Origin of the sequence: Nocardia sp. NPDC005998, assembly GCF_040614395.1 — a bacterium.
Taxonomy (GTDB): domain Bacteria; phylum Actinomycetota; class Actinomycetes; order Mycobacteriales; family Mycobacteriaceae; genus Nocardia.
The window spans coordinates 26,255-44,852 of the sequence record NZ_JBEXUI010000056.1 but is presented as its reverse complement, the minus strand read 5'-3'; the positions used below and the strand labels follow the sequence as shown (position 1 = coordinate 44,852).

Sequence of the window (18,598 nt, the reverse complement as noted above, 5' to 3'; positions counted from 1 at the left end):
GAAACCCGCGACAAATTCCGGGACGCGGTCACCAACGCCTTGATAGCAGCCGGAACCACCGTCTTCATCGGCGTCGCCGCCTCCTGGATCACCGCCGCCCTCAGCGACGTGGCCGCCGGCGTCGGCGTCGTAGCGATCGCCGGCAACACCGCCAGAGTGCTCAAAAGCACCTACGACACCAGCAAACTCATCAAAATAATCGGCACGGCCTCCGCAGTGGCAGGTGCCGCAGCCTTCACCGTCACGGCATTCGACAAGGTCCCCAGCCTCACCGATATCGCCATCAAACTCGGCGCCATCATCGCCATGAAGGTTTATATCGATGATGAAGACAAATTCGAGAACTTGCCGCTGGCTCCGGGCAATCCGGCTCCGGGTATGACCGATGAAGTTGAAAAGTACATCCTTGGGAAGCATGTCAAAGGTGCTCCCAACTATAATCCTTCAAAGGGCACCTGGCCTGACACGATTACCGGCGAGGAGCTCGACGAGCTGGCCGAGGCAGCTGAAAACTCACCGGCACGAGGACCGAACCTCGACGGCAATTTTGAACGCGAGGTTGACGCCGGTAAAGTCATCGGCAGCGTGTCAGAGCAGTTGGGCGGTCACGCCACCAGTCGATACAAGATCATTACCGACCGATTCGGCGGAATTATTACCATGTATCCGATCCCGTAGATACTAGGAGTTGAATTGGGAATCGATATAATTATTCAAAATCAAGTCCACGAACGGATTGGCCTGGTATATGGGGACGCGGAAGATACGCTTGTCAAGTATCGCGGGAATGCTCCGGCAGGCTCAATACTTCGGGGTCTTCACGCGCACGCGGACACAATGTTCAACACAACCCAGCTGGCTATCCTCTTGGATGAATTAGCAAATCTTTCGCCGAGCAATGACAAAGAAGCAGAAATGCTCGTCGTATTGCGCGATGCCGCCGAAACCGCTATCCGTAGGAATGGGTATCTTTGGTTCAGTGGGGACTGAAGTCGTGAACGTTTTCCGCCATTGCTGAAGCCGGTCCTGGGCGCAGCGCGCGGCGGCGAATTTGAGCATCCGGGTGCCCGCATGGTGGCCCTTGCGAACGGTACCTTCGCGGCCACCGCGGGTTCCCCACGGCGATCATCTGCCGCGATTTGATAGCGAACAGACGAAATGCAATCTTGCATATGTATTCTCGCCGTCGACGGACGGAGAAATCACCGACTACCCGTCCATCGAGATCTACCAGGACAATTCCGCAGGAAATTCACGCCCTGTACTGATCGATCCGGCGAATTCCGGGAGCCAGTGGGGACCACTCGCCAACCTGCCGTCCTTCCATGAAGTAGGAGGAGGAAAAGCAATGTTCGAACCGTTCAAAGCCGACTTCACTGATCCGAACTGGGAGCGGAACAAACCGACAACTCTGGGTACCCCGAGCAATCCGCCGTCAACTGTGGTTGTGCGCTAGTGGAGCATCGTGATGACACCCGCGTGCGCGGCTTGATGTCCGGCCCCGTTTTCTGGCAGGCGACGACGCTAACGGTACCGCTCGCATCGGCGACGGCCGTAATGCTGTTCGCGTTGATGATTCGTGTGGCCGACGCGGCGTACCCGTCGGTCGACACATCGAAGCATTGGGTATTCGCCACCATCACCGTCGTTATGGCCGTGGCGGCGGTACTCCTTGTGCTACGGAGAACACCGCGGTCTCTGGGCACGGCTACCGGTATAGCGACATCCGGCTTACTCGTTGTATTCGTCTGGTTGGCTACCGCATGAGCGGCCTACCGTCGAAATACGCCCGGCAGGACTGGTTCGACCCTGAAGCGTTCATCGCCGTAGTCATCGGCATGGTCTCTATCTCGTTGCCTTACACCGGACTAGTTCTCCGCGACGCGATCTGGTTCATAACCGGACCACCCATCGTTGGTGGCTTACTCATCGCCATCAGCGCCGCCAGCCTTCCACTCAGTGACAGCACCCGCCGAGTAGGCGTCGGTCTACTAGCCGCGTTCGCCGGATTCCTGTTGTGCATCATCGGATTTCTCATCGGCCTCGCAATCGGGGCAATCTTCACATAGTGACTACCGCCTCCCGCGAAGATCAGGCATGCACTGCCGGATGACGTCCCGCGCGGCGAGCCCGCTTTGGTAACCCCGGGCGAGGAATCGGCGTCAACATCGTGGTGAGTGGCCTGCACAGCTCGGCGCGGAGTTCCTTGCTGGTAACGGTCCGGCTGTGCAGATCGAAATCGCAGTCGCGCAATTGGTAAGAGCCGCGGCAAGAGAACCGGAAAGTACGCGGACCACAGGAACGCGATGCGGTTCTCGCAGCGACGGCTCGAGACCGTGCGCGCAACTTATGAGCGGTCCTCGACATCGAGCAGCGGGCGTGGCGGGCGCAGCGGGTGATCCTCGCGGCGGAGCGCGCCCCGAAGTGCGGAATGGGTTGTGCGGCAGGGTTAGTCGCCGTTGACGCGGAGGTCTTCGAGGAGGTCTTCGGCCCATTGGACTTGGACCGAACAGGGGCCGGTGACGCCCATGGCGGTCATCACGCTCAGCAGCATGCCGGTGCCGAGGAAGTGGCGCATCTGTTCGGCCGATGCGTCGGTGAGTTCTTGGATCACGCGGTAGATGCCGCCGAAGCGCTCGCGCACGGCGGGGCCGATGGCGGGGTCGGAGGAGGCGGCGAAGGACTGGAGCAGCACCAGGAGTGGTTCGCGTTCGTTGAGGAACGTTTTGTAGCCGGTGCCCAGTGCGCGCATCTTCTCCTCCGCCGTCGAGTCGGGCGTGATGCCCTCGGCGGCGGCCGCGCGGAAGACGTCCTCGATGTGGTCGCAGACTCGGTTCGATGCGGCCAGGAACAGCTGCTGTTTGGTGCCGAAGAGGCGGATGACATACGGCTGCGAGACGCCAGCGCGCCGCGCGATCTCATCGGTTTTGGTTGCGGCGTAACCGGATTCGGCAAAGGCGGCGATGGCCGCGCGCAGGACGTCCTCGCTGCGTTCGGTGGCGGTCATTCGGGTTCGGGCTGCGCTCGCCATCGGTCTCCACTTCGTCGGTCGGCCGCTTGCCCTTGACATGTTATCAGTCGATGCATACTCTCCAATTCAATTAGTTATCAGTCGATTACAACAAAGGCTGGAACATGTCACTCGAAACCTCCGCCCCGCCGGTCCTGCTCGAACAGCGCATGGGCGGACGCCGATTCGCCGCCGTACTGGCCGCCGTCGGCCTGCCGATGTTCATGGTCACGCTGGACAACCTGGTGGTGACCAATGCACTACCGGTGATCCGCAGCGAACTCGGCGCATCGCTGGCCGACCTGCAGTGGTTCGTCAATGCCTACACACTCTCGTTCGCATCGCTGCTGCTCACGGCCACCTCCATCGGCGACCGGCTCGGGCGCCGCCGGGTCTTCCTGTCCGGTATCGCGCTGTTCACCCTGGCCTCGGCCGCCTGCGCGGTGGCCACCGAACCGTGGATGCTGATCGCCGCCAGGGCGGTGCAGGGATTCGGTGCCGCCGCGGTGATGCCGCTATCGCTGACGCTGTTGTCATCGGCGGTGCCCGAGCGGATGCGCAGCGCCGCCATCGGCATCTGGGGCGGTATCTCCGGACTCGGCGTCGCACTCGGCCCGCTGATCGGCGGCGCGGTGGTCGAGGGGCTGAGCTGGCAGTGGATCTTCTGGATCAATGTGCCGATCGGCCTGCTGGTGCTGCCGTTCGCGGCGCGGGTGCTCACCGAATCGCACGGCCGGGCCAAGCGGCTGGATCCGCTGGGGCTGGTGTTGTCCGCGGGCGGAGTGCTGGCGGTGGTGTGGGGCGTGATCCACGGTGCCGATGACGGCTGGACCTCGACCGGTGTGCTGTCCACGCTGATCGGCGGAATGGTGTTGCTCGGCCTGCTGATCGTGTGGGAGCTGCGTACGACCGATCCGATGCTGCCGCTGCGGCTGTTCCGTTCCCGCGCCTTCCGGGTGAGCAATACGACCGGCTTCACCTTCTCGGTCGGTGTCTTCGGCTCGATCTTCCTGCTGGCGCAGTACTTCCAGGTCGTCCAGGGCTATGGGCCACTGCAGTCCGGCATCCGCACCATGCCGTGGACGATGGCGCCGATGCTGGTCGCTCCGCTCGCCGGTCTGGTCGTGGACCGCGTCGGCGCACGGACATTGCTGACGGCCGGTCAGGCGCTGCTGGCGGTGGCGCTGGGCTGGATGGCGGCCATCACCTCGGTCGATGCGAGCTACGGCGCATTCGTCGGGCCGTTCCTACTCGGCGGCATCGGCATGGGCCTGACATTCGCGCCCGGCTCCACGGTCGTGATGGCCAGCGCGAGTCCGGAGGATCGAGCCATGGCCTCGGGCACCAACAGCACCATCCGCGAGGTTGGAGTCGCCATGGGTGTCGCGATACTGGCATCGGTCTTCGCCTCCCATGGCTCCTACACCAACCCGCAGAGCTTCGTCGACGGCCTGATCCCGGCCGTATGGGTCGGCGCCGCAATCGTCGCGGCAGGCGCAGTGCTCTCCCGTCTCCTGCCCAGCCGCATCGAATCCGCGGACTGATCCGCTGATCGAGACCGTCCGCCCGCCCCGGGCCGAACGCCTGGGGCGGGTGCACTTGTGTCTGTGGTTGTCCCCCCTGTGGTGTGGACGTTGCCTTGCGCTGATCGGTGGCGCGGGCTGACTGCGGGCGCATTTACGTGTGGCCTCCATTGCGGTGCGGGTGTGCCGCTGCTTGCGCGATCGGCGCCGCGTGCTCATCGGCGCCGCGGGCTGGCCTCGGGCTGCTGGTGGCGGGCGGGTGGACATCGGTCGTGGTGTGCGTGCAGCGGGTTCACCCGCCGAGTGCTGTTCGATGCCGCGTGCTGTCAACTGCCGACCGAGCCCCACGTACCCGTCCTGGGCTGATCGCCTGAGGCCGGCGCATTTGTGTGTCGTCGTGCCTCGTGGTGCGGATGTGCCGCTGCGATCGTCGCCGCGCCGCCCTGATAGGCGCGCTGCGCCCCTTTCCTGGTTTTCGTGTGGCGTACTTCGATATGGCCGTCGTCTTGGTGGACGCGCCGCGAGGGCTTGGTCGTGGTCCGTCTAGCGCGAACGATGGGTGCTATCGAGCGTGGGTGGTGCGTACAAGGCCGGGGCTGTGGATATCACGCGACCTGCGATAATGCTCAAGTGCTATCGGTACACTCGCGGTGTGGCGAGCCCAAAGGGTGAAGTGCTGCGGGGGCGCGTTCCTGCTGTGGTGCGGGTGGCGGGTGGGCTGATCGCGCTGGAAGGGGCGGGGTTGGTGGCCATGGCTGCGGGGGCGATCGGTCGCGAATCGGGTATCGCCATTCAGATCTACTGGCTGATGGCGCTCGGGATGGTGGTCTTTCTGGCGGGGGTGGCGGTGTTCGTCGGCCGGAAATGGGGGCTGCTGCGCGTTATCGCGATCGTCATCCAATTGCCGCTGCTGCTGGCGGCGCTCGGACTCTTGCTGGGCGGTGGTCGGATCTACGGGATCGTGATCGGTGCGGTTGTCTGTTTCATCGTTGGTTTGCTGTACGCCCCATCGGCGCGACAATGGCTCGGGGCGCCGCACGGGCGCTGGCCTGGGTGAACTCTGCGCGAGCCGGTGGTGGCACACGCTCGGCGGGCGACGCGGCGGTAATCCGGATGAATTGCCTCCGGCGCATCGAATACGATTCGACCAGCAGCAATGTGGGTAGGCAATCACGCGGACCCGCGAACCGATCCCCAGGGGAGAGACGAACGATCGTGGCCGACGACAACGATGGAGTCGAGAACGCAGCGCTGACCGAGGAGGCTCTGGCCGCTGCCGCGGCGGAAGCCGAGAAGGCGTTTGCGGCGGCCGCCGATCTCGATGCGCTCGCGGTCGCGAAGACCGAGCATCTCGGCGGTAAGGCGCCGCTGGCCTTGGCGCAACGCGCGCTGGGTAGCCTGCCGAAGTCGGAGAAGGCGGATGCGGGCAAGCGCGTGAATGTCGCGCGGGCCCGGGTATCGGAGGCCTTCGAATCGCGCCGCACGGTGCTGCTCGCCGAGCGCGACGCCGCTGTCCTGGTCGCCGAGGCGATCGATGTGACACTGCCCGCGGTCCGGGCGGCCGTCGGCGCCAGACATCCGATCACCGTTATCTCCGAGCAGATCGCCGATGTCTTCGTCGCGATGGGCTGGGAGGTCGCCGAGGGACCCGAGGTCGAGACCGAGCACTTCAACTTCGACGCGCTGAATTTCCTGCCCGACCATCCGGCACGCACCATGCAGGACACCTTCCACATCGCGCCGGAGGGGTCGCGCCAGGTGCTGCGCACGCACACCTCACCGGTTCAGGTGCGTTCGCTGCTCGAGCGCGAACTGCCCATCTATGTGGTGTGCCCCGGCCGCACCTTCCGCACCGATGAGCTCGACGCCACCCACACCCCGGTCTTCTCCCAGGTGGAGGGGCTCGCGGTGGACAAGGGCCTGACCATGGCGCATCTGCGCGGCACCCTGGACGCGTTCGCCCGCGCCCTGTTCGGGCCGGATACGCGGACTCGTATGCGCCCCAACTATTTTCCGTTCACCGAGCCATCGGCCGAGGTCGATGTGTGGTTCCCGGACAAGAAGGGCGGCGCTGGCTGGGTCGAATGGGGCGGCTGCGGCATGGTGAACCCGAAGGTGCTGATCGCCAGCGGGATCGATCCCGAGGTGTACAGCGGGTTCGCGTTCGGCATGGGGCTGGAGCGGACGCTGCAGTTCCGCAATGGCATCCCGGACATGCGTGACATCGTCGAGGGTGACGTGCGGTTCACGCTGCCCTTCGGTATCCGGTCCTGACCTTCCATCCATCGAGAGAGCGAAACGTCAAGTGCGAGTAGCGCAGTCCTGGCTGACGGACATCATCCGCCGGACCACCCCCGAGTGGTCGGTGACGCCGGAGGAGCTCGACGCCGGGTTCGTCCGTGTCGGTTTGGAGGTCGAAGAGGTCGACAAGCTCCAGCGGGTGACCGGTGATATCGATAAGCCGCTGGTGGTCGGCCGCGTCGCCGAGATCACCGAGCTGACCGAGTTCAAGAAGCCGATCCGGTTCTGCAAGGTGGATATCGGCAACCCGGACCTGCAGGAGATCGTCTGCGGCGCAACCAATTTCGCGGTCGGCGAGCTGGTGGTCGTGGTCCTGCCGGGTGGTGTGCTGCCCGGTGGTTTCCGGATCTCCTCGCGCAAGACCTACGGGCATGTCTCCAACGGCATGATCTGCTCGGTCGCCGAACTCGGTATCGGCAAGGATCATTCGGGCATTCTGGTGCTCGAGCCGGGTACCGCCGAACCCGGTACCGATGCCAATGAGCTGCTCGGACTCGACGATACGGTCATCGAGCTGAACATCACGCCGGACCGCGGCTACTGCTTCTCGGCCCGCGGTCTGGCGCGCGAATTGGCGTGCGGATTCGATTTGGAATACGCCGATCCCGCGGTGCGGATACTGCCCGATGACGAGCGGCAGGCGTGGTCGGTTCGGCTCGAGCCGGAGTCCAAGTGCACCCGGTTCGCGGTGCGCCGGGTCACCGGCATCGATCCGAATGCGGTGAGCCCCTGGTGGTTGCAGCGCCGCCTGCTGCTGTCGGGTGTGCGTCCGATCTCGCCTGCGGTCGATGTCACCAACTACGTGATGCTCGAGCTCGGGCAGCCGCTGCACGCCTTCGACGCGGACAAGCTCAATGGCGGTCTGGTCGTGCGGACTGCCAATGCGGGCGAGACGCTGCGCACCCTCGATGAGGTCGAGCGGGTGCTCGACGCCGAGGATGTGGTGATCGCCGACGACTCCGGCGTCATTTCGCTTGCGGGCGTCATGGGCGGCGCGACAACGGAAGTCGGCGCCGGGTCGACCGATATCGTGCTCGAGGCCGCCACCTGGAATCCGCTGCTGGTCTACCGCACCGCGCGCAGGCACAAGCTGGTCTCCGAGGCCGGTAAGCGCTACGAGCGGGTCGTGGATCCGGAGATCAATGTCGCCGCGCTCGATCGCGCCGCCCAGCTGCTGGCCGAAATCGCCGGTGGCACTGTGGAATCCGCGCTCACCGATGTGCGGGTGCCGGTGCCAGCCGCGCCGCCGATCCGGATCGATATCGATCACGCCGATCGGGTGGCGGGCGTGGTCTACCCGACCGGTACCTCCGCGCGTCGTCTCGCGCAGATCGGCTGCACGGTCGAGGTGGGTGTCAACGAGGCCACCGGGCACGGGCAGTTGGTGGTCACGCCGCCGAGTTGGCGGCCCGATCTGGCGCAGCCCGCGGACCTCGTCGAGGAGGTGCTGCGGCTGGAAGGGCTCGAGCAGATCCCGTCGGTCATTCCGACCGCCCCGGCCGGACGTGGTCTGACCGCCGGACAGCGGCGGCGTCGCGCGGTGAGCCGGGCGCTGGCCTTCGCCGGATGTGTCGAGGTGCCGCCGCCGGTTTTCCTTCCTGCCGATGTGTTCGACACCTGGGGCCTGGATGCCGACGACCCGCGGCGCAACACCACGCGGGTGCTGAATCCGCTCGATACCGAGCGTCCGGAACTGGCGACCACACTGCTGCCCGGTCTGCTGGAAGTGGCCGCGCGCAATATCTCTCGCGGCGCGCGTGATCTCGCGATCTTCGGCATCGCGCAGGTGGTGCAGCCCGGTCCGAACGTGCGCGCGGTCGACGTGCTGCCCGTGGATCGTCGGCCCACCGACGAACAGATCGCGGAACTGCTCGATTCGCTGCCCGCACAGCCGGTGCATATCGGCGCTGTCCTCACCGGTCGCCGGGAACCGCGCGGGCCGTGGGGTGCGGGACGTCCGGCCGAGGCTGCCGACGCGTTCGCGCTGGCCGATGCGATCGGTGACGCGGCGGGTGTGACGATCGAGCGTCGCACCGCTTCGTATCTGCCGTGGCATCCGGGACGGTGCGCGGAATTGGTGGTCGATGGCCGGATCGTCGGGCATGCAGGCGAATTGCATCCGGCCGTCTTGGAGCGTGCCGGTCTGCCGCCGCGCACCTGCGCCCTCGAACTCGATCTCGATGCCCTGCCGCTGCGCGAATCTCGGCCTGTCCCAGTGGTTTCCCCGTTCCCTGCGGTACTGCAGGACGTTTCGGTGAGTGTGGCCAAGACCGTCCCCGCCGCCTCGGTGGAGTCGGCGCTGCGCACCGGCGGCGGTGCGCTGCTGGAGGATATCGCCCTGTTCGATGTGTACGAGGGCGCGCAGGCGGGCGAGGGACGCAAGTCGCTCACCTACGCCCTGCGCTTCCGCGCCTCCGACCGCACGCTCACCGAGGACGAGGCGAGTGCGGCCCGCGACTCGGCGGTCGCCGCGGCTGCCGACGCAGTAGGCGCGGTGCTGCGCGGTTAGTCAGTTGAAGTCGGCCCCGGACGGTATGCCGCCCGGGGCCGTTTCGCGTTGCGGCCCAGGGCATTACTGCGCGGGCAGGAGCTGGCCATAGTCACGCGCCGGAGGTGATCGGCCGTGCAGCTAGTGCCAGTGCTGAGAATGGTTCGGCGTGGGGTGGGTGGGGATACCGTTTGATATGGTAAGGATCTTCGGACGGGTCGAGAGGGTGGGGATGGCGCACCGAATGACGTTGATGCTGCGATCGATGGGCGGTTGAGCCATGGGGTTCGGCATGTTCAATTGGAGCGCAAGTGATCTCGGGTCCGCGATGTTGGAGAGTCTGACCGACTGGATCGCGGGTGAGGAACGTCAGCCGGGTGTTGATCCTGCGGCCGTGCAGAACAAGTACAACCAGCAGCGCGACGGTGTGCGCAGCACTGCCAATGGCATTGGCTTCCAGGGCGATTACCGACCGCGTTCGGTGCAGGGCCGCGACGACTTCGATCGGCCGTCGACCGCAGAGCTGCGCGAGAAGGTCGACAAGATCGATATCACCGCCGTCGACAATCTCGCGACCGCATGGAATGAAATCGGCAAACGCGCCGAGACCTCGTTGGACACCTTCAAGAAGGCGATGGAACGCGCGACCGATGAAGGCATCTGGAAGGGTGCCACCCGCAATGCCGTCGCCAAGGCCGTCGGGGATTACAGCACCCAGGCCGTGCAGCTCGCCAATGCCGCCAAACTGACCGGCAGCAAGGTGGCCGAACTCGGGACCGGTCTGGAACCGACCAAGGCGCTGGTGCCGCACGCGCCCGACCTGCGCTCGAATGTCGAGAATGCCAGGCACTGGATCGCGGGCCGGGGCTGGCGCGATAACGATGAGGCCGAGAGCACCGCACATGCCGAGGCGGTCCGGGTGCTGCGCACCGTCTACGCGCCGGTCATCGAGGAGACCGACACCAACGTCCCGGTCATTCCCAAACCCGATAACCCGACGGCGAAGCCGGGCGAGACTCCCGGCGGCGGGCCGGGTAACAGCCCTGGTGGCAGCGGTCCTGGTACCTCCCCGGGCAATCAGCCGACGGACAAGCAGGAGCCCAAGCCCACCGAGCCGAGTCCGTCCACCGATCCGTCGAGTACCCAGTCGACGGATAGTTCGACGACACCTTCGTCGACCACCAGCACCGAGCCGACAACGACGAAGCCGGATACCACCGCGACCAATCCGTCGTCGACGACAACGCCGACCACCACGGGTTCGCCGAACCGTTCGGGCAGCCCGAGCGGCACCCCCGGTGCGACCAGCCAGTCGCCGGGCCGAACGGTCACCGGCACGCCCACCGGTACCGCCGCCACCACCGCGGCGACCGCAACGACTGCCGCAACCACGGGCCGCAACGGTATGTCCGGTATGGGCTCACCCGGTAATCGCGGCGGCAAGGACGAGAACGAGTCCACCAAGGGCATCCCCGATTACTTGATCAACCAGCAGAACGGCGAAGAGCTCACCGGGCTCACCAATGCGCCGAAGACGGTCCCGCCGGTCATCGGCGAGTAGGAACAGGAAGACCGCATGACAACCGCGCGGCGGTGGCGATTCACCGCGCTCGAATTCCGAGTGCTCTGGGAGTCGACCGGACGGGATGTGCTCCCGTATCCGCTGCGACATCGCTCCACCGAGGTCTTCCAGGAGGATTCGGATCGGCTGCGCCGGGCCGCGGCCGAGGTGGTGATGCCGCAGCTGGACGAGGATCTGGTGCGTGCCGTCGAGGTGCTGCTGGCACCGGAGGCGCGGGTGGAGGTGGCCGGATTCCACGGCCCGCGCAACGAGCACAAGATCCGTGCGCACGGTGGCGTGCATTTCCAGCACGCCGCGCTGGCGATCCAGCAGCCCGGCCTCGATCACGAGCACGGCGGTGCGGTGGACCTGCTCTTCCGCACGGCCGAGGATCTGGCGCCCGCAGTGGTCGATGTATTGCCGGAATGCCGTGCGGGACAGGGTAAACCGATGCAGGTTCCGGTCGAGGAGTTGGAGAAGCCGCCGCCGGTGGTGCGCGATGCGTGGCGTCCGACGGTGCGCGAGGAGTTCGAGAAGTTCTTCCGTCGGCCGACGACCGCCACCGTACACGTGGGGGTGTATCCGTTCGGCAGTGTGGACAATCGGCATACCAAGGGCCGCAAGGACTTTCAAATCATCGATTTCGAAAATGACGGCCGCTATGTCAGTTTCGGCAGTCGTACCGTGATCGTGAAGCCGACCGATCGTCAGCGCATCGCCGCAACGCTGCGCGAAATGATCGGCCGCACCGTGGAAGAGGTCCGCAACGGCGATCACCTGGCCCCGTGAAGGGTTCCCCGCGCCCACCGGACGCGGGGAATATCGGACTCAGCCCTTGATCTCGCCCAGAATCCCGAGCACCACATCCGAGGTGTAGAACGGCTCCAGCCGCTCGCGAATCAGCTTGCCCAGCACGCCATTTCGCTTCGCACCCGCGATTACGGCAGGACCGTAGCGCAGGATCTCCTTGGCGATATCGTCGCCGGACAGGCCGAGTTCCGGCAGCATGGCGGCCAGCGTGTAATCGCCGTACTTGGTGAAGAAGACATCCACGCACTCATCGACGAGCAGCCCGAAGTACTCCTTCTCCCTGGTGGTTACGGCGATCTCGTAGCAGAGCAGCACCAGTTCGTTCAGATCTTTCTGGCTCAGATAGTCCCGCAGACCGCTCACCGGTTCGTCGGCGTGCAGATCCCAGAACTCCATCGCGGCATCGTGCACCGGAGCGTCGCGCAGCATCTCCCGAATGGCATTGTTGGTGCGCTTCAGCGCGAAGACCGCGCCCTTGCCCGCCATATCGCCGATAAAGGTGCTCTCGGTGGCCTTCTTGGCGGTCTTGGCCGCCGACTGCCCCATGGAGATCAGCGAGGAGACGCCCGGAATCTTGCCCGCGATCTGCTTGTTCGCCTCCATGAAATCGGAGATGAGCTTGTCCACGAATTTCGAGGCGACGGTGGCGACCAGCGGGCTCTCGGTGAGCCGCTCCAGGATGCGCTCCTGCGCCTGGTGCATGCCGAAGATCTTCTCCAGCAGTGCCTCGACCGGTTCGCGCTCGACCACCTGGCCGAGGGTGTAGTCATTGTTCGCGGCGATATTGTCGTAGATCGAGTCGGCGAAGACTCCGACCATATCCGCGATGACCGGGCTGCCGCCGATCAGGTCGATTACGGTGCGGACCGTCTCCTTGGCCTGGTCGATTTCCACGACATCGCGGAAGATGAGGGTGTCGGCAACCCCGATCACCGATTCCACGTCACGGGCGACGACCTCGGTGAAGCGGTCGCCGCTCACCTCGGCCAGCAGGAATTCCACTTGGGCATCGAGTAGCCGTTCGGCGATCTCACGCGGCTCGCTCATCGAATTCCACCATCACATCCATAGTCCGTCGCGCTGGGCCAGCCTACGGATCGTTCGATTCGACGTCGTTGCCGTGCAACGATTTCCGTATCTGTTCCAGACGCTCACGCGCGGCTTTCTCGCGCGCCTCCCATTGTTCGTCGGCGCTGCGGCCCGCTGGGGTCTGCCGGTCGAGTTCGCCCATCCCCTGCGCGGTGCCGAAGCGCTGCTCGACCTTATCGCGAACCGACTCGAAGGTAGGGACTCCGCCGGAGGAATATCCGCCCACCTCGGGCCCGGCCGGAATACCGGTCGGCGGTACCGGTACCGCTGGTACCGGAAAAACGCCTCCGACCTGCCCGGATGTCGCGGCGTCGGATTCCTGATCATGCGTCTGCGGCTTTGGGGTGGCGGGACTCACAGTCGCATCCGATCCCATATGACCGAGGCCAGCGGCTTCGACGACCGCAGTGTGCACCCAGGCTAGTCGCGCTCGCCCGGCGGTGGCGGTGCCGAGCACCGAAAGCAGTTCGTCATCGGATAACGCCGCGAGCCGTGCGGTGATCTCACCCAAATCACTCATATCGCCAGGCTACGCACGACTGCGATCAGGTCGTGAGCAGTTCGGCGGTCCAGGCGCGGATGAGATCGATCCAGGAGACCTCGGTGGAGATGATGAGGTCGTTGTGGCCTGCGCCGGGGAAGATCACCAGTTGTTTCGGTTCGGGGGCGGCGGCGAACAGGCGCTCGGCGTGGCGTAGGGGGAGGAGTTCGTCGTGGTCGCCGTGCATGATCAGGACGGGGGCTTGCAGTTCGCGGATGCGGCGCAGGCTCGGGTAGGCGTCGGGGACCAGTGGGCCGGGGAGGAATGGATATACGGAGCGGGCCGCGTCGCGGAGGCCGGTGAAGGTGGACATCAGCACCAGTCCGGCGGGGGGATATTCGGTGGCCAGTTCCAGCAGTACGCCGCCGCCGAGTGATTTGCCCAGGTAGAGGACACGTTCGGGGTTGACTCCCGGCTGTTCGAGCATGCTCCGCCTGGCGGCGTGGGCGTCGAGGTAGGTGCCGTGTTCGGTGGGGCGGCCAGTGCTGCGGCCGTAGCCGCGATAGTCGAAAGTCAGTACATCCAAACCGATTTCGGTGAGCAGCGCGTAGATCGGCACGCGGTCGCCGATATTGCCCGCATTCCCGTGGGCGAACAGGACGTGTCCGATCGGGTGTGCGGCGGGCAGCCACCAGCCGTGCAGGGTCTCGCCGTCGGTTGTCGGGATGGACAGTTCGGTGTAGTCCATCCCGAGGACCGACGGCGTCTGCAGGATCTGCCGATCCGGTTGGAAAGTCAGCGCGTTGAGGATCGGGCTGGCGGGATGTCGCATGCCATCGTTCTTACTCGGTGCGCGCTGCCAGTGCGCGCCGACTCCCCGGACGCGTCATGCCTCGACGACGTCGACGCCCTTCCAGAAGGCGACGCGATCGCGCACCTGCTCGGCCTCCGGCTTCGGATCCGGGTAGTACCACGCGGCATCCGGATTCTTCGCGCCTTCGACCTCCACCGTGTAATAGGACGCGAGCCCCTTCCAGCCGCAGACGGTATGGGTATCGCTGTCCCGGAAATACTCGCCATTCAGCGACCCCACCGGAAAGTAGTGATTGCCCTCGACCACCACAGTGTCATCGCTCTCTGCCAGCACAATGCCGTTCCACACCGCTCGCACGCTCATCGAATCTCCCACCGTCGCACTCGATTCCGCCGCACACACATCACGGCTAACAGGTGTAACCCAACCCACACCCACAGTATTCCCCCTCCACCAAGCGCCCCCCGCTCATTCCCCGCCCCCACACCAATTCCCCCCACCCGATCTCACCGCAGCCACACAACATTCTTGCGACAACCAACAACGCGCCACCGCACACAGATGCGCCACCCCCTCACCCTGCGCGCCGCACAAGCCCCCTCAACCGACGAGAATGCGCTGACGCAGTATGGCTCTCGACGTTTGCCTGCACCAGAGCATGGTGATCACTCGTCCATGTCTGTGAGGGCGTGGTGGGTGTGGGGCGGTGGGTCTAGCGGCGCTGCGGGGGCTCGGGGCTTTTGGGTGCGGGTTATACGCCGAGGCCGGCTTTTAGGGCTGGCCAGGATTTGGGGAGGGCGGCCTTCCAGTACGGCCAGGAGTGGACGCCGATGGCGGCGTAGTCGACGGAGACGTCGGCGCCGAAGAGTTTCATGGCGGGGGAGAGGGCGAGGGTGCAGTCGTGCGAGACCTGTTCGATCTCGTTCGCGCGGAGCGGGTCGTTGGGCCAGGACCAGCGATCGTCGAAGGGGGCATCGTCGGGGCCGGGTATGCCGGTGCCCATGTAGAGGTGGACCGGTTTGCCGCGCAGCGCGTCGAGGTGTTTGCTCGGATCGTGGGCCGCCCACTCCGGGTTGCCCGCGGTGCCCCACATGTTGTCCGGGTTGCCGCCCTTCGATTCGACCACCGGGCGCACCGACAACTGCCCGACACCGTCGGTGGAGTAGCAACCGCTGAAGGCCGCGAGGGCTCGGAACATATCGGGGTGCCGGACGGCCAGAATGGCGGCCGCTCCCGCTCCCATCGAAAGTCCGCCCACGGCGTAGACGCCATTGCCCTTCAGTTCGCGGTCGATCAGCGGCGGCAGTTCGGAGGTGAGAAAGGTTTCCCACTTCTGGTGTCCGATTTTGGGATCATCCTGCAACCAGTCGGTGTAATAGGTGCCCCCGCCGCCGACCGGCATCACCACATTGACCGGCTTGTCGGCGAAGAATTCCTTGGCGCCGCCGCGCAGCGTCCAGGTGCTCGCCGACTGGGATTCCGTTGCCCCGTTACCGTCCAGCAGCAGCAAAGTCGGGCGGGGCGCCGATTGGTTCGCGGGGACCAGGACGTCGAGGTGAATGGTCCGCTTCATCGCGGGGGAGCGAACGTACATCTGCCATTGCTGTGCGGAGGTGCGCTCGATTCGCTCGACGACGGCGTCCGCATCCGCGTTCGCCTGCGGAGCGACGACGAACAGTGGCGCAACCGCGACGACCACGGCTGCGGCGACAGCTGCCATCCGCCGGTGCCTCCGGCGTCCTCGCAATACCGATATGCGCAAATCCATGCTGCAAACCCTCATCGACGGTTGGCCCCCGTAGGAGGCCGTGACATTTCGCGTCGACAATGCCATGGACCGGCAGCGTCGGATTCCCACCGCCGGTGAAGAAGTTGGGTTTCAGATTGTGGTATCGATGGGTGGTCATGCGGGTATTGCGAGTATTGCGCAATCGGGCGGCAATGCAAATAGTCTGTGGTGCAATTGGATTCGTCCGCTGACGGTTCGGCCCCGGTTGTCCTGTGCCAGTGAATCGTTGTCCAGCTCGGTGCCCCGACCTGCGGTACGGAATGGCCATTTCTGGCTTGTCTCGCGCGGTGGCCAGAGGTGGTCGTCGTAGTTCGAAGGCATTTCCAGGGACGGTCCGGTGACCATCAGCGCGGCCGAAACCGCGGACCGCGGCCGCCGTTGCGAGGACCTGCGTAGGCCCGGCTGTAGCGACCGTGTCGTCACCGAAAACCCGACATCTCAGAACGTCTCGTCAGGGGCGCGCCCGTGACTGGTCAGGATTTTGATCGCCTCGATGGTCACCCAGCCGCCCCACTCGAAACCGGTCACCGGCGTCCACGCCGGCCAGCGCACCGGCCAGGACCCATCCGCTTGTTGCGATTCGACGAGAACGTCCAAGCTCACCTCGAGCTCATCATCGATAAACCATTGGCGGGCAATACTTTCCGGCGTCACCGCGAAGTCCCACGGCGCGTAGGACTCGTCCGAGTCGGTGCCCATGGTCTGGGTGCGCACGATCTTGCCGAGCCGCTCGGCAGCCGCTTCCGCGCGTCCGCGATCGGGAACATTGTCCAGGAACGTGATCGCTGCCATCGTCTCGTACGTGTTTACGCGGCTGACGCTCTCGACCATCTGCCAGCAGTAGTCCGTGGCCGGACCGAGCCACTGGTGTTCGAAATTGTTCTTGTGCAACAACCCTGCGATGCTTCCGGTCGGAATAAGCGAACCCTCGTATCGCTCCGGGATCTGCCACCACGGTGCTCGCGCGTAACCGTCGGCGTTGGGGTGTACGAACGGCAACCCGCCATCCTCAGCGCTGATCGCCAGCAGGTAGTCACAAGCGCTCCGCACCAACTCATCGCCCAGCCGCCCCACCTCGTCGAGGAATGCGAACGCCGCCTGGACCGCCGCTGGCTGACTCCCCGGCCCGCGACCGTCCGGTTCGAGTGCCTGCCCGAACCCGCCGTCGTTGTTGCGGTAGGGCTGCAACGCGGCCACGACCATCGCCGGATCCCCGCCCCGGAACGCCGCCGCGAACCGGTGCCGTTCGAGCACCCGCGCATTCGACAGGATGTACTTCTCCGCGCGATCGATCGCCTCGGCAGTCAGCTTCTTCACCCCACCGAACCTAGAAGGCACACGAGCAGACGTCTTGAACGAATCGGACACCACCTCCGCCCGTTGCCGGTCGGGCTGATCCGCGAATCGCCCCAGGTCACCGTCGTTTCCGCGCCTGCGCCGTGACCGCGAACGCTTCGGCGTCGGCCGGCTCGATCGCATCATCGGCGCGACCGGTAGGTGAATCGAATCGGCCGATTCTGAATGCGGTACGTTCGAAAGAGTCGACGCGACAGGAGGATCCAACGATGATTGCGGTGCACGGCATGTCGATCGACGTTCCGACGCCCGATGGTGTCGCCGATGCGTATGTCGTCTATCCCGACGATGGCGCCGCCCACCCGGGAGTGCTGGTGATTCAGGACGGCTTCGGACTGCGGTCCAGCTTGCGGTCGCTGGCCGATCGTATTGCCGCCCACGGTTACACCGTCCTGCTTCCGAACGCCTATTACCGGCACGGGCGTGCGCCGGTGATCGAGCTGCCGGAATTCATCGACCCGGCGGAGCGGCCGGAGATCTTCCAGCAGGTCTTCCCGATGATCCGCGAGCTGACACCGGAGAACCTGCGTTCGGATACCGACGCCTACCTGAAGTGGCTGGCAGCGTCGCCGCAGGTCGCCTCAGGAAAGGTCGGCGTCACCGGCTACTGCATGGGTGCGCGGCTGGCGGTGCTGACCGCCGCCATGTTCCCCGATCGGGTCGCGGCGGTGGCCGGATTCCATGGCGGACCACTCGTCACCGACACCCCGGACAGTCCGCACCTGACCGTCGGAAACATCACGGCGGAGCTGTATTTCGCCCACGCCGGCGAGGATCACCACATGACTCCGGAACACATTGCCCAGTTCGACAAGGCACTCGATGCCGCCGGCGTCCGCTACCGCACCGAGGTCTATGAGGGTGCCCAACACGGCTACACCCAGGCCGATACTTCCGCCTACCACCCCGAAGCCGACGAACGGCACTACCGCGAACTGCTGGCCCTGTTCGACCGCAATTTGCGCCAGTAGCTGCCTCGCCTGGACCAGCCCCCAACTAAACCCACCTTCAAAACACGGACCAGGTCGTGTCTCCCAATGATTTGAGCCATTCGACGATCAGGGCCAGGACGAATCCGGCGCGGTAGGTGATCGCGAGCTTGTCATAGCGCGCGGCGACCGCGCGCCAGTGCTCGCCTCGGTTGAAGGCGCGTTCGGCGACGTTGCGACGCTTGTAGGTTTTGGTGTCGAAGCTCGGCGCCCGACCGCCGTGTCGGCCCTTGCGTTTTCGGTTGGCGACCTGATCGGAGCGTTCCGGGATGACGGCCTGGATGCGTTTGCGCCGCAATAGGGTTCGATTCGACACAGCGGAGTAGGCCAGGTCGGCGATCACCACGTCCGGGTTGCGGCGCGGCTGCCGCGCGGATCCGTCCGATC

At 65.2% G+C, this 18,598-nt stretch carries 16 protein-coding genes and 1 pseudogene; 9 read left to right on the top strand and 8 right to left on the bottom strand.

What is annotated here, in order from left to right:
- Both ABZ293_RS39270 and ABZ293_RS39265 read left to right on the top strand, forming a co-directional pair.
- Window positions 1-678, top strand: a pseudogene (locus tag ABZ293_RS39270) (hypothetical protein); the annotation flags it as partial.
- A gap of 944 nt (window positions 679-1,622) precedes the next feature.
- On the top strand, window positions 1,623-2,069 hold the full coding sequence (locus ABZ293_RS39265; RefSeq protein WP_355189305.1) for a hypothetical protein: 447 nt from the start codon (window positions 1,623-1,625) through the stop codon (window positions 2,067-2,069).
- Between the two features lie 380 nt (window positions 2,070-2,449).
- Here the strand turns inward: ABZ293_RS39265 and ABZ293_RS39260 are convergent, their stop codons facing one another.
- Entirely contained in the window at window positions 2,450-3,031 is a 582-nt protein-coding gene (locus ABZ293_RS39260) for a helix-turn-helix domain-containing protein (RefSeq protein ID WP_355189303.1), read from the bottom strand.
- A 104-nt stretch (window positions 3,032-3,135) separates the two neighbouring features.
- Between ABZ293_RS39260 and ABZ293_RS39255 the strand changes: the two genes are divergently transcribed.
- From ABZ293_RS39255 to ABZ293_RS39230, 6 genes are all read left to right on the top strand, one after another.
- A complete protein-coding gene (locus ABZ293_RS39255) occupies window positions 3,136-4,554 on the top strand; it encodes an MFS transporter (protein WP_355189301.1) in 1,419 nt (472 codons plus the stop codon).
- A gap of 631 nt (window positions 4,555-5,185) precedes the next feature.
- Window positions 5,186-5,590: a hypothetical protein gene (locus ABZ293_RS39250; RefSeq protein ID WP_355189299.1), complete on the top strand. Its 405-nt coding sequence runs from the start codon at window positions 5,186-5,188 to the stop codon at window positions 5,588-5,590.
- A gap of 158 nt (window positions 5,591-5,748) precedes the next feature.
- A complete protein-coding gene (gene pheS / locus ABZ293_RS39245) occupies window positions 5,749-6,807 on the top strand; it encodes a phenylalanine--tRNA ligase subunit alpha (protein WP_354953163.1) in 1,059 nt (352 codons plus the stop codon).
- 31 nt (window positions 6,808-6,838) lie between these two features.
- Window positions 6,839-9,343, top strand: coding sequence for a phenylalanine--tRNA ligase subunit beta (pheT, locus tag ABZ293_RS39240; RefSeq protein ID WP_355189297.1), 2,505 nt, complete (start codon window positions 6,839-6,841; stop codon window positions 9,341-9,343).
- Window positions 9,344-9,614: 271 nt separating this feature from the next.
- Window positions 9,615-10,883 (top strand): hypothetical protein, encoded by a 1,269-nt coding sequence (locus ABZ293_RS39235; protein WP_355189295.1) that lies wholly within the window; start codon window positions 9,615-9,617, stop codon window positions 10,881-10,883.
- A gap of 15 nt (window positions 10,884-10,898) precedes the next feature.
- Complete coding sequence (locus ABZ293_RS39230; RefSeq protein WP_355189293.1) at window positions 10,899-11,672, top strand: ESX secretion-associated protein EspG; 774 nt, start codon at window positions 10,899-10,901, stop codon at window positions 11,670-11,672.
- A 39-nt stretch (window positions 11,673-11,711) separates the two neighbouring features.
- Here ABZ293_RS39230 and ABZ293_RS39225 read toward each other — a convergent pair whose 3' ends face one another.
- From ABZ293_RS39225 to ABZ293_RS39200, 6 genes are all read right to left on the bottom strand, one after another.
- Window positions 11,712-12,740, bottom strand: a complete 1,029-nt coding sequence (locus ABZ293_RS39225) for a hypothetical protein (RefSeq protein ID WP_355189291.1) — start codon at window positions 12,738-12,740, stop codon at window positions 11,712-11,714.
- A 43-nt stretch (window positions 12,741-12,783) separates the two neighbouring features.
- The gene (locus tag ABZ293_RS39220) at window positions 12,784-13,302 is read right to left on the bottom strand and encodes a hypothetical protein (protein WP_355189289.1); all 519 of its coding nucleotides are present in this window, start codon (window positions 13,300-13,302) and stop codon (window positions 12,784-12,786) included.
- Window positions 13,303-13,327: 25 nt separating this feature from the next.
- Window positions 13,328-14,095 (bottom strand): alpha/beta hydrolase, encoded by a 768-nt coding sequence (locus tag ABZ293_RS39215; protein ID WP_355189287.1) that lies wholly within the window; start codon window positions 14,093-14,095, stop codon window positions 13,328-13,330.
- 54 nt (window positions 14,096-14,149) lie between these two features.
- The gene (locus ABZ293_RS39210) at window positions 14,150-14,440 is read right to left on the bottom strand and encodes a DUF427 domain-containing protein (RefSeq protein WP_355189285.1); all 291 of its coding nucleotides are present in this window, start codon (window positions 14,438-14,440) and stop codon (window positions 14,150-14,152) included.
- Between the two features lie 388 nt (window positions 14,441-14,828).
- Complete coding sequence (locus ABZ293_RS39205; RefSeq protein ID WP_355189283.1) at window positions 14,829-15,797, bottom strand: alpha/beta hydrolase family protein; 969 nt, start codon at window positions 15,795-15,797, stop codon at window positions 14,829-14,831.
- Between the two features lie 507 nt (window positions 15,798-16,304).
- Window positions 16,305-17,183: a hypothetical protein gene (locus ABZ293_RS39200; RefSeq protein WP_355189281.1), complete on the bottom strand. Its 879-nt coding sequence runs from the start codon at window positions 17,181-17,183 to the stop codon at window positions 16,305-16,307.
- 248 nt (window positions 17,184-17,431) lie between these two features.
- On the opposite strand from ABZ293_RS39200, the gene ABZ293_RS39195 reads away from it, so the two are divergent.
- Window positions 17,432-18,193: a dienelactone hydrolase family protein gene (locus tag ABZ293_RS39195; RefSeq protein ID WP_355189279.1), complete on the top strand. Its 762-nt coding sequence runs from the start codon at window positions 17,432-17,434 to the stop codon at window positions 18,191-18,193.
- Window positions 18,194-18,230: 37 nt separating this feature from the next.
- On the opposite strand, the gene ABZ293_RS39190 is transcribed toward ABZ293_RS39195, so the two are convergent.
- Window positions 18,231-18,554 carry a transposase gene (locus tag ABZ293_RS39190; RefSeq protein WP_355189277.1) on the bottom strand — a complete coding sequence of 108 codons (324 nt, stop codon included), beginning with the start codon at window positions 18,552-18,554 and terminating at the stop codon, window positions 18,231-18,233.
- Between the last annotated feature and the right edge of the window lie 44 nt (window positions 18,555-18,598).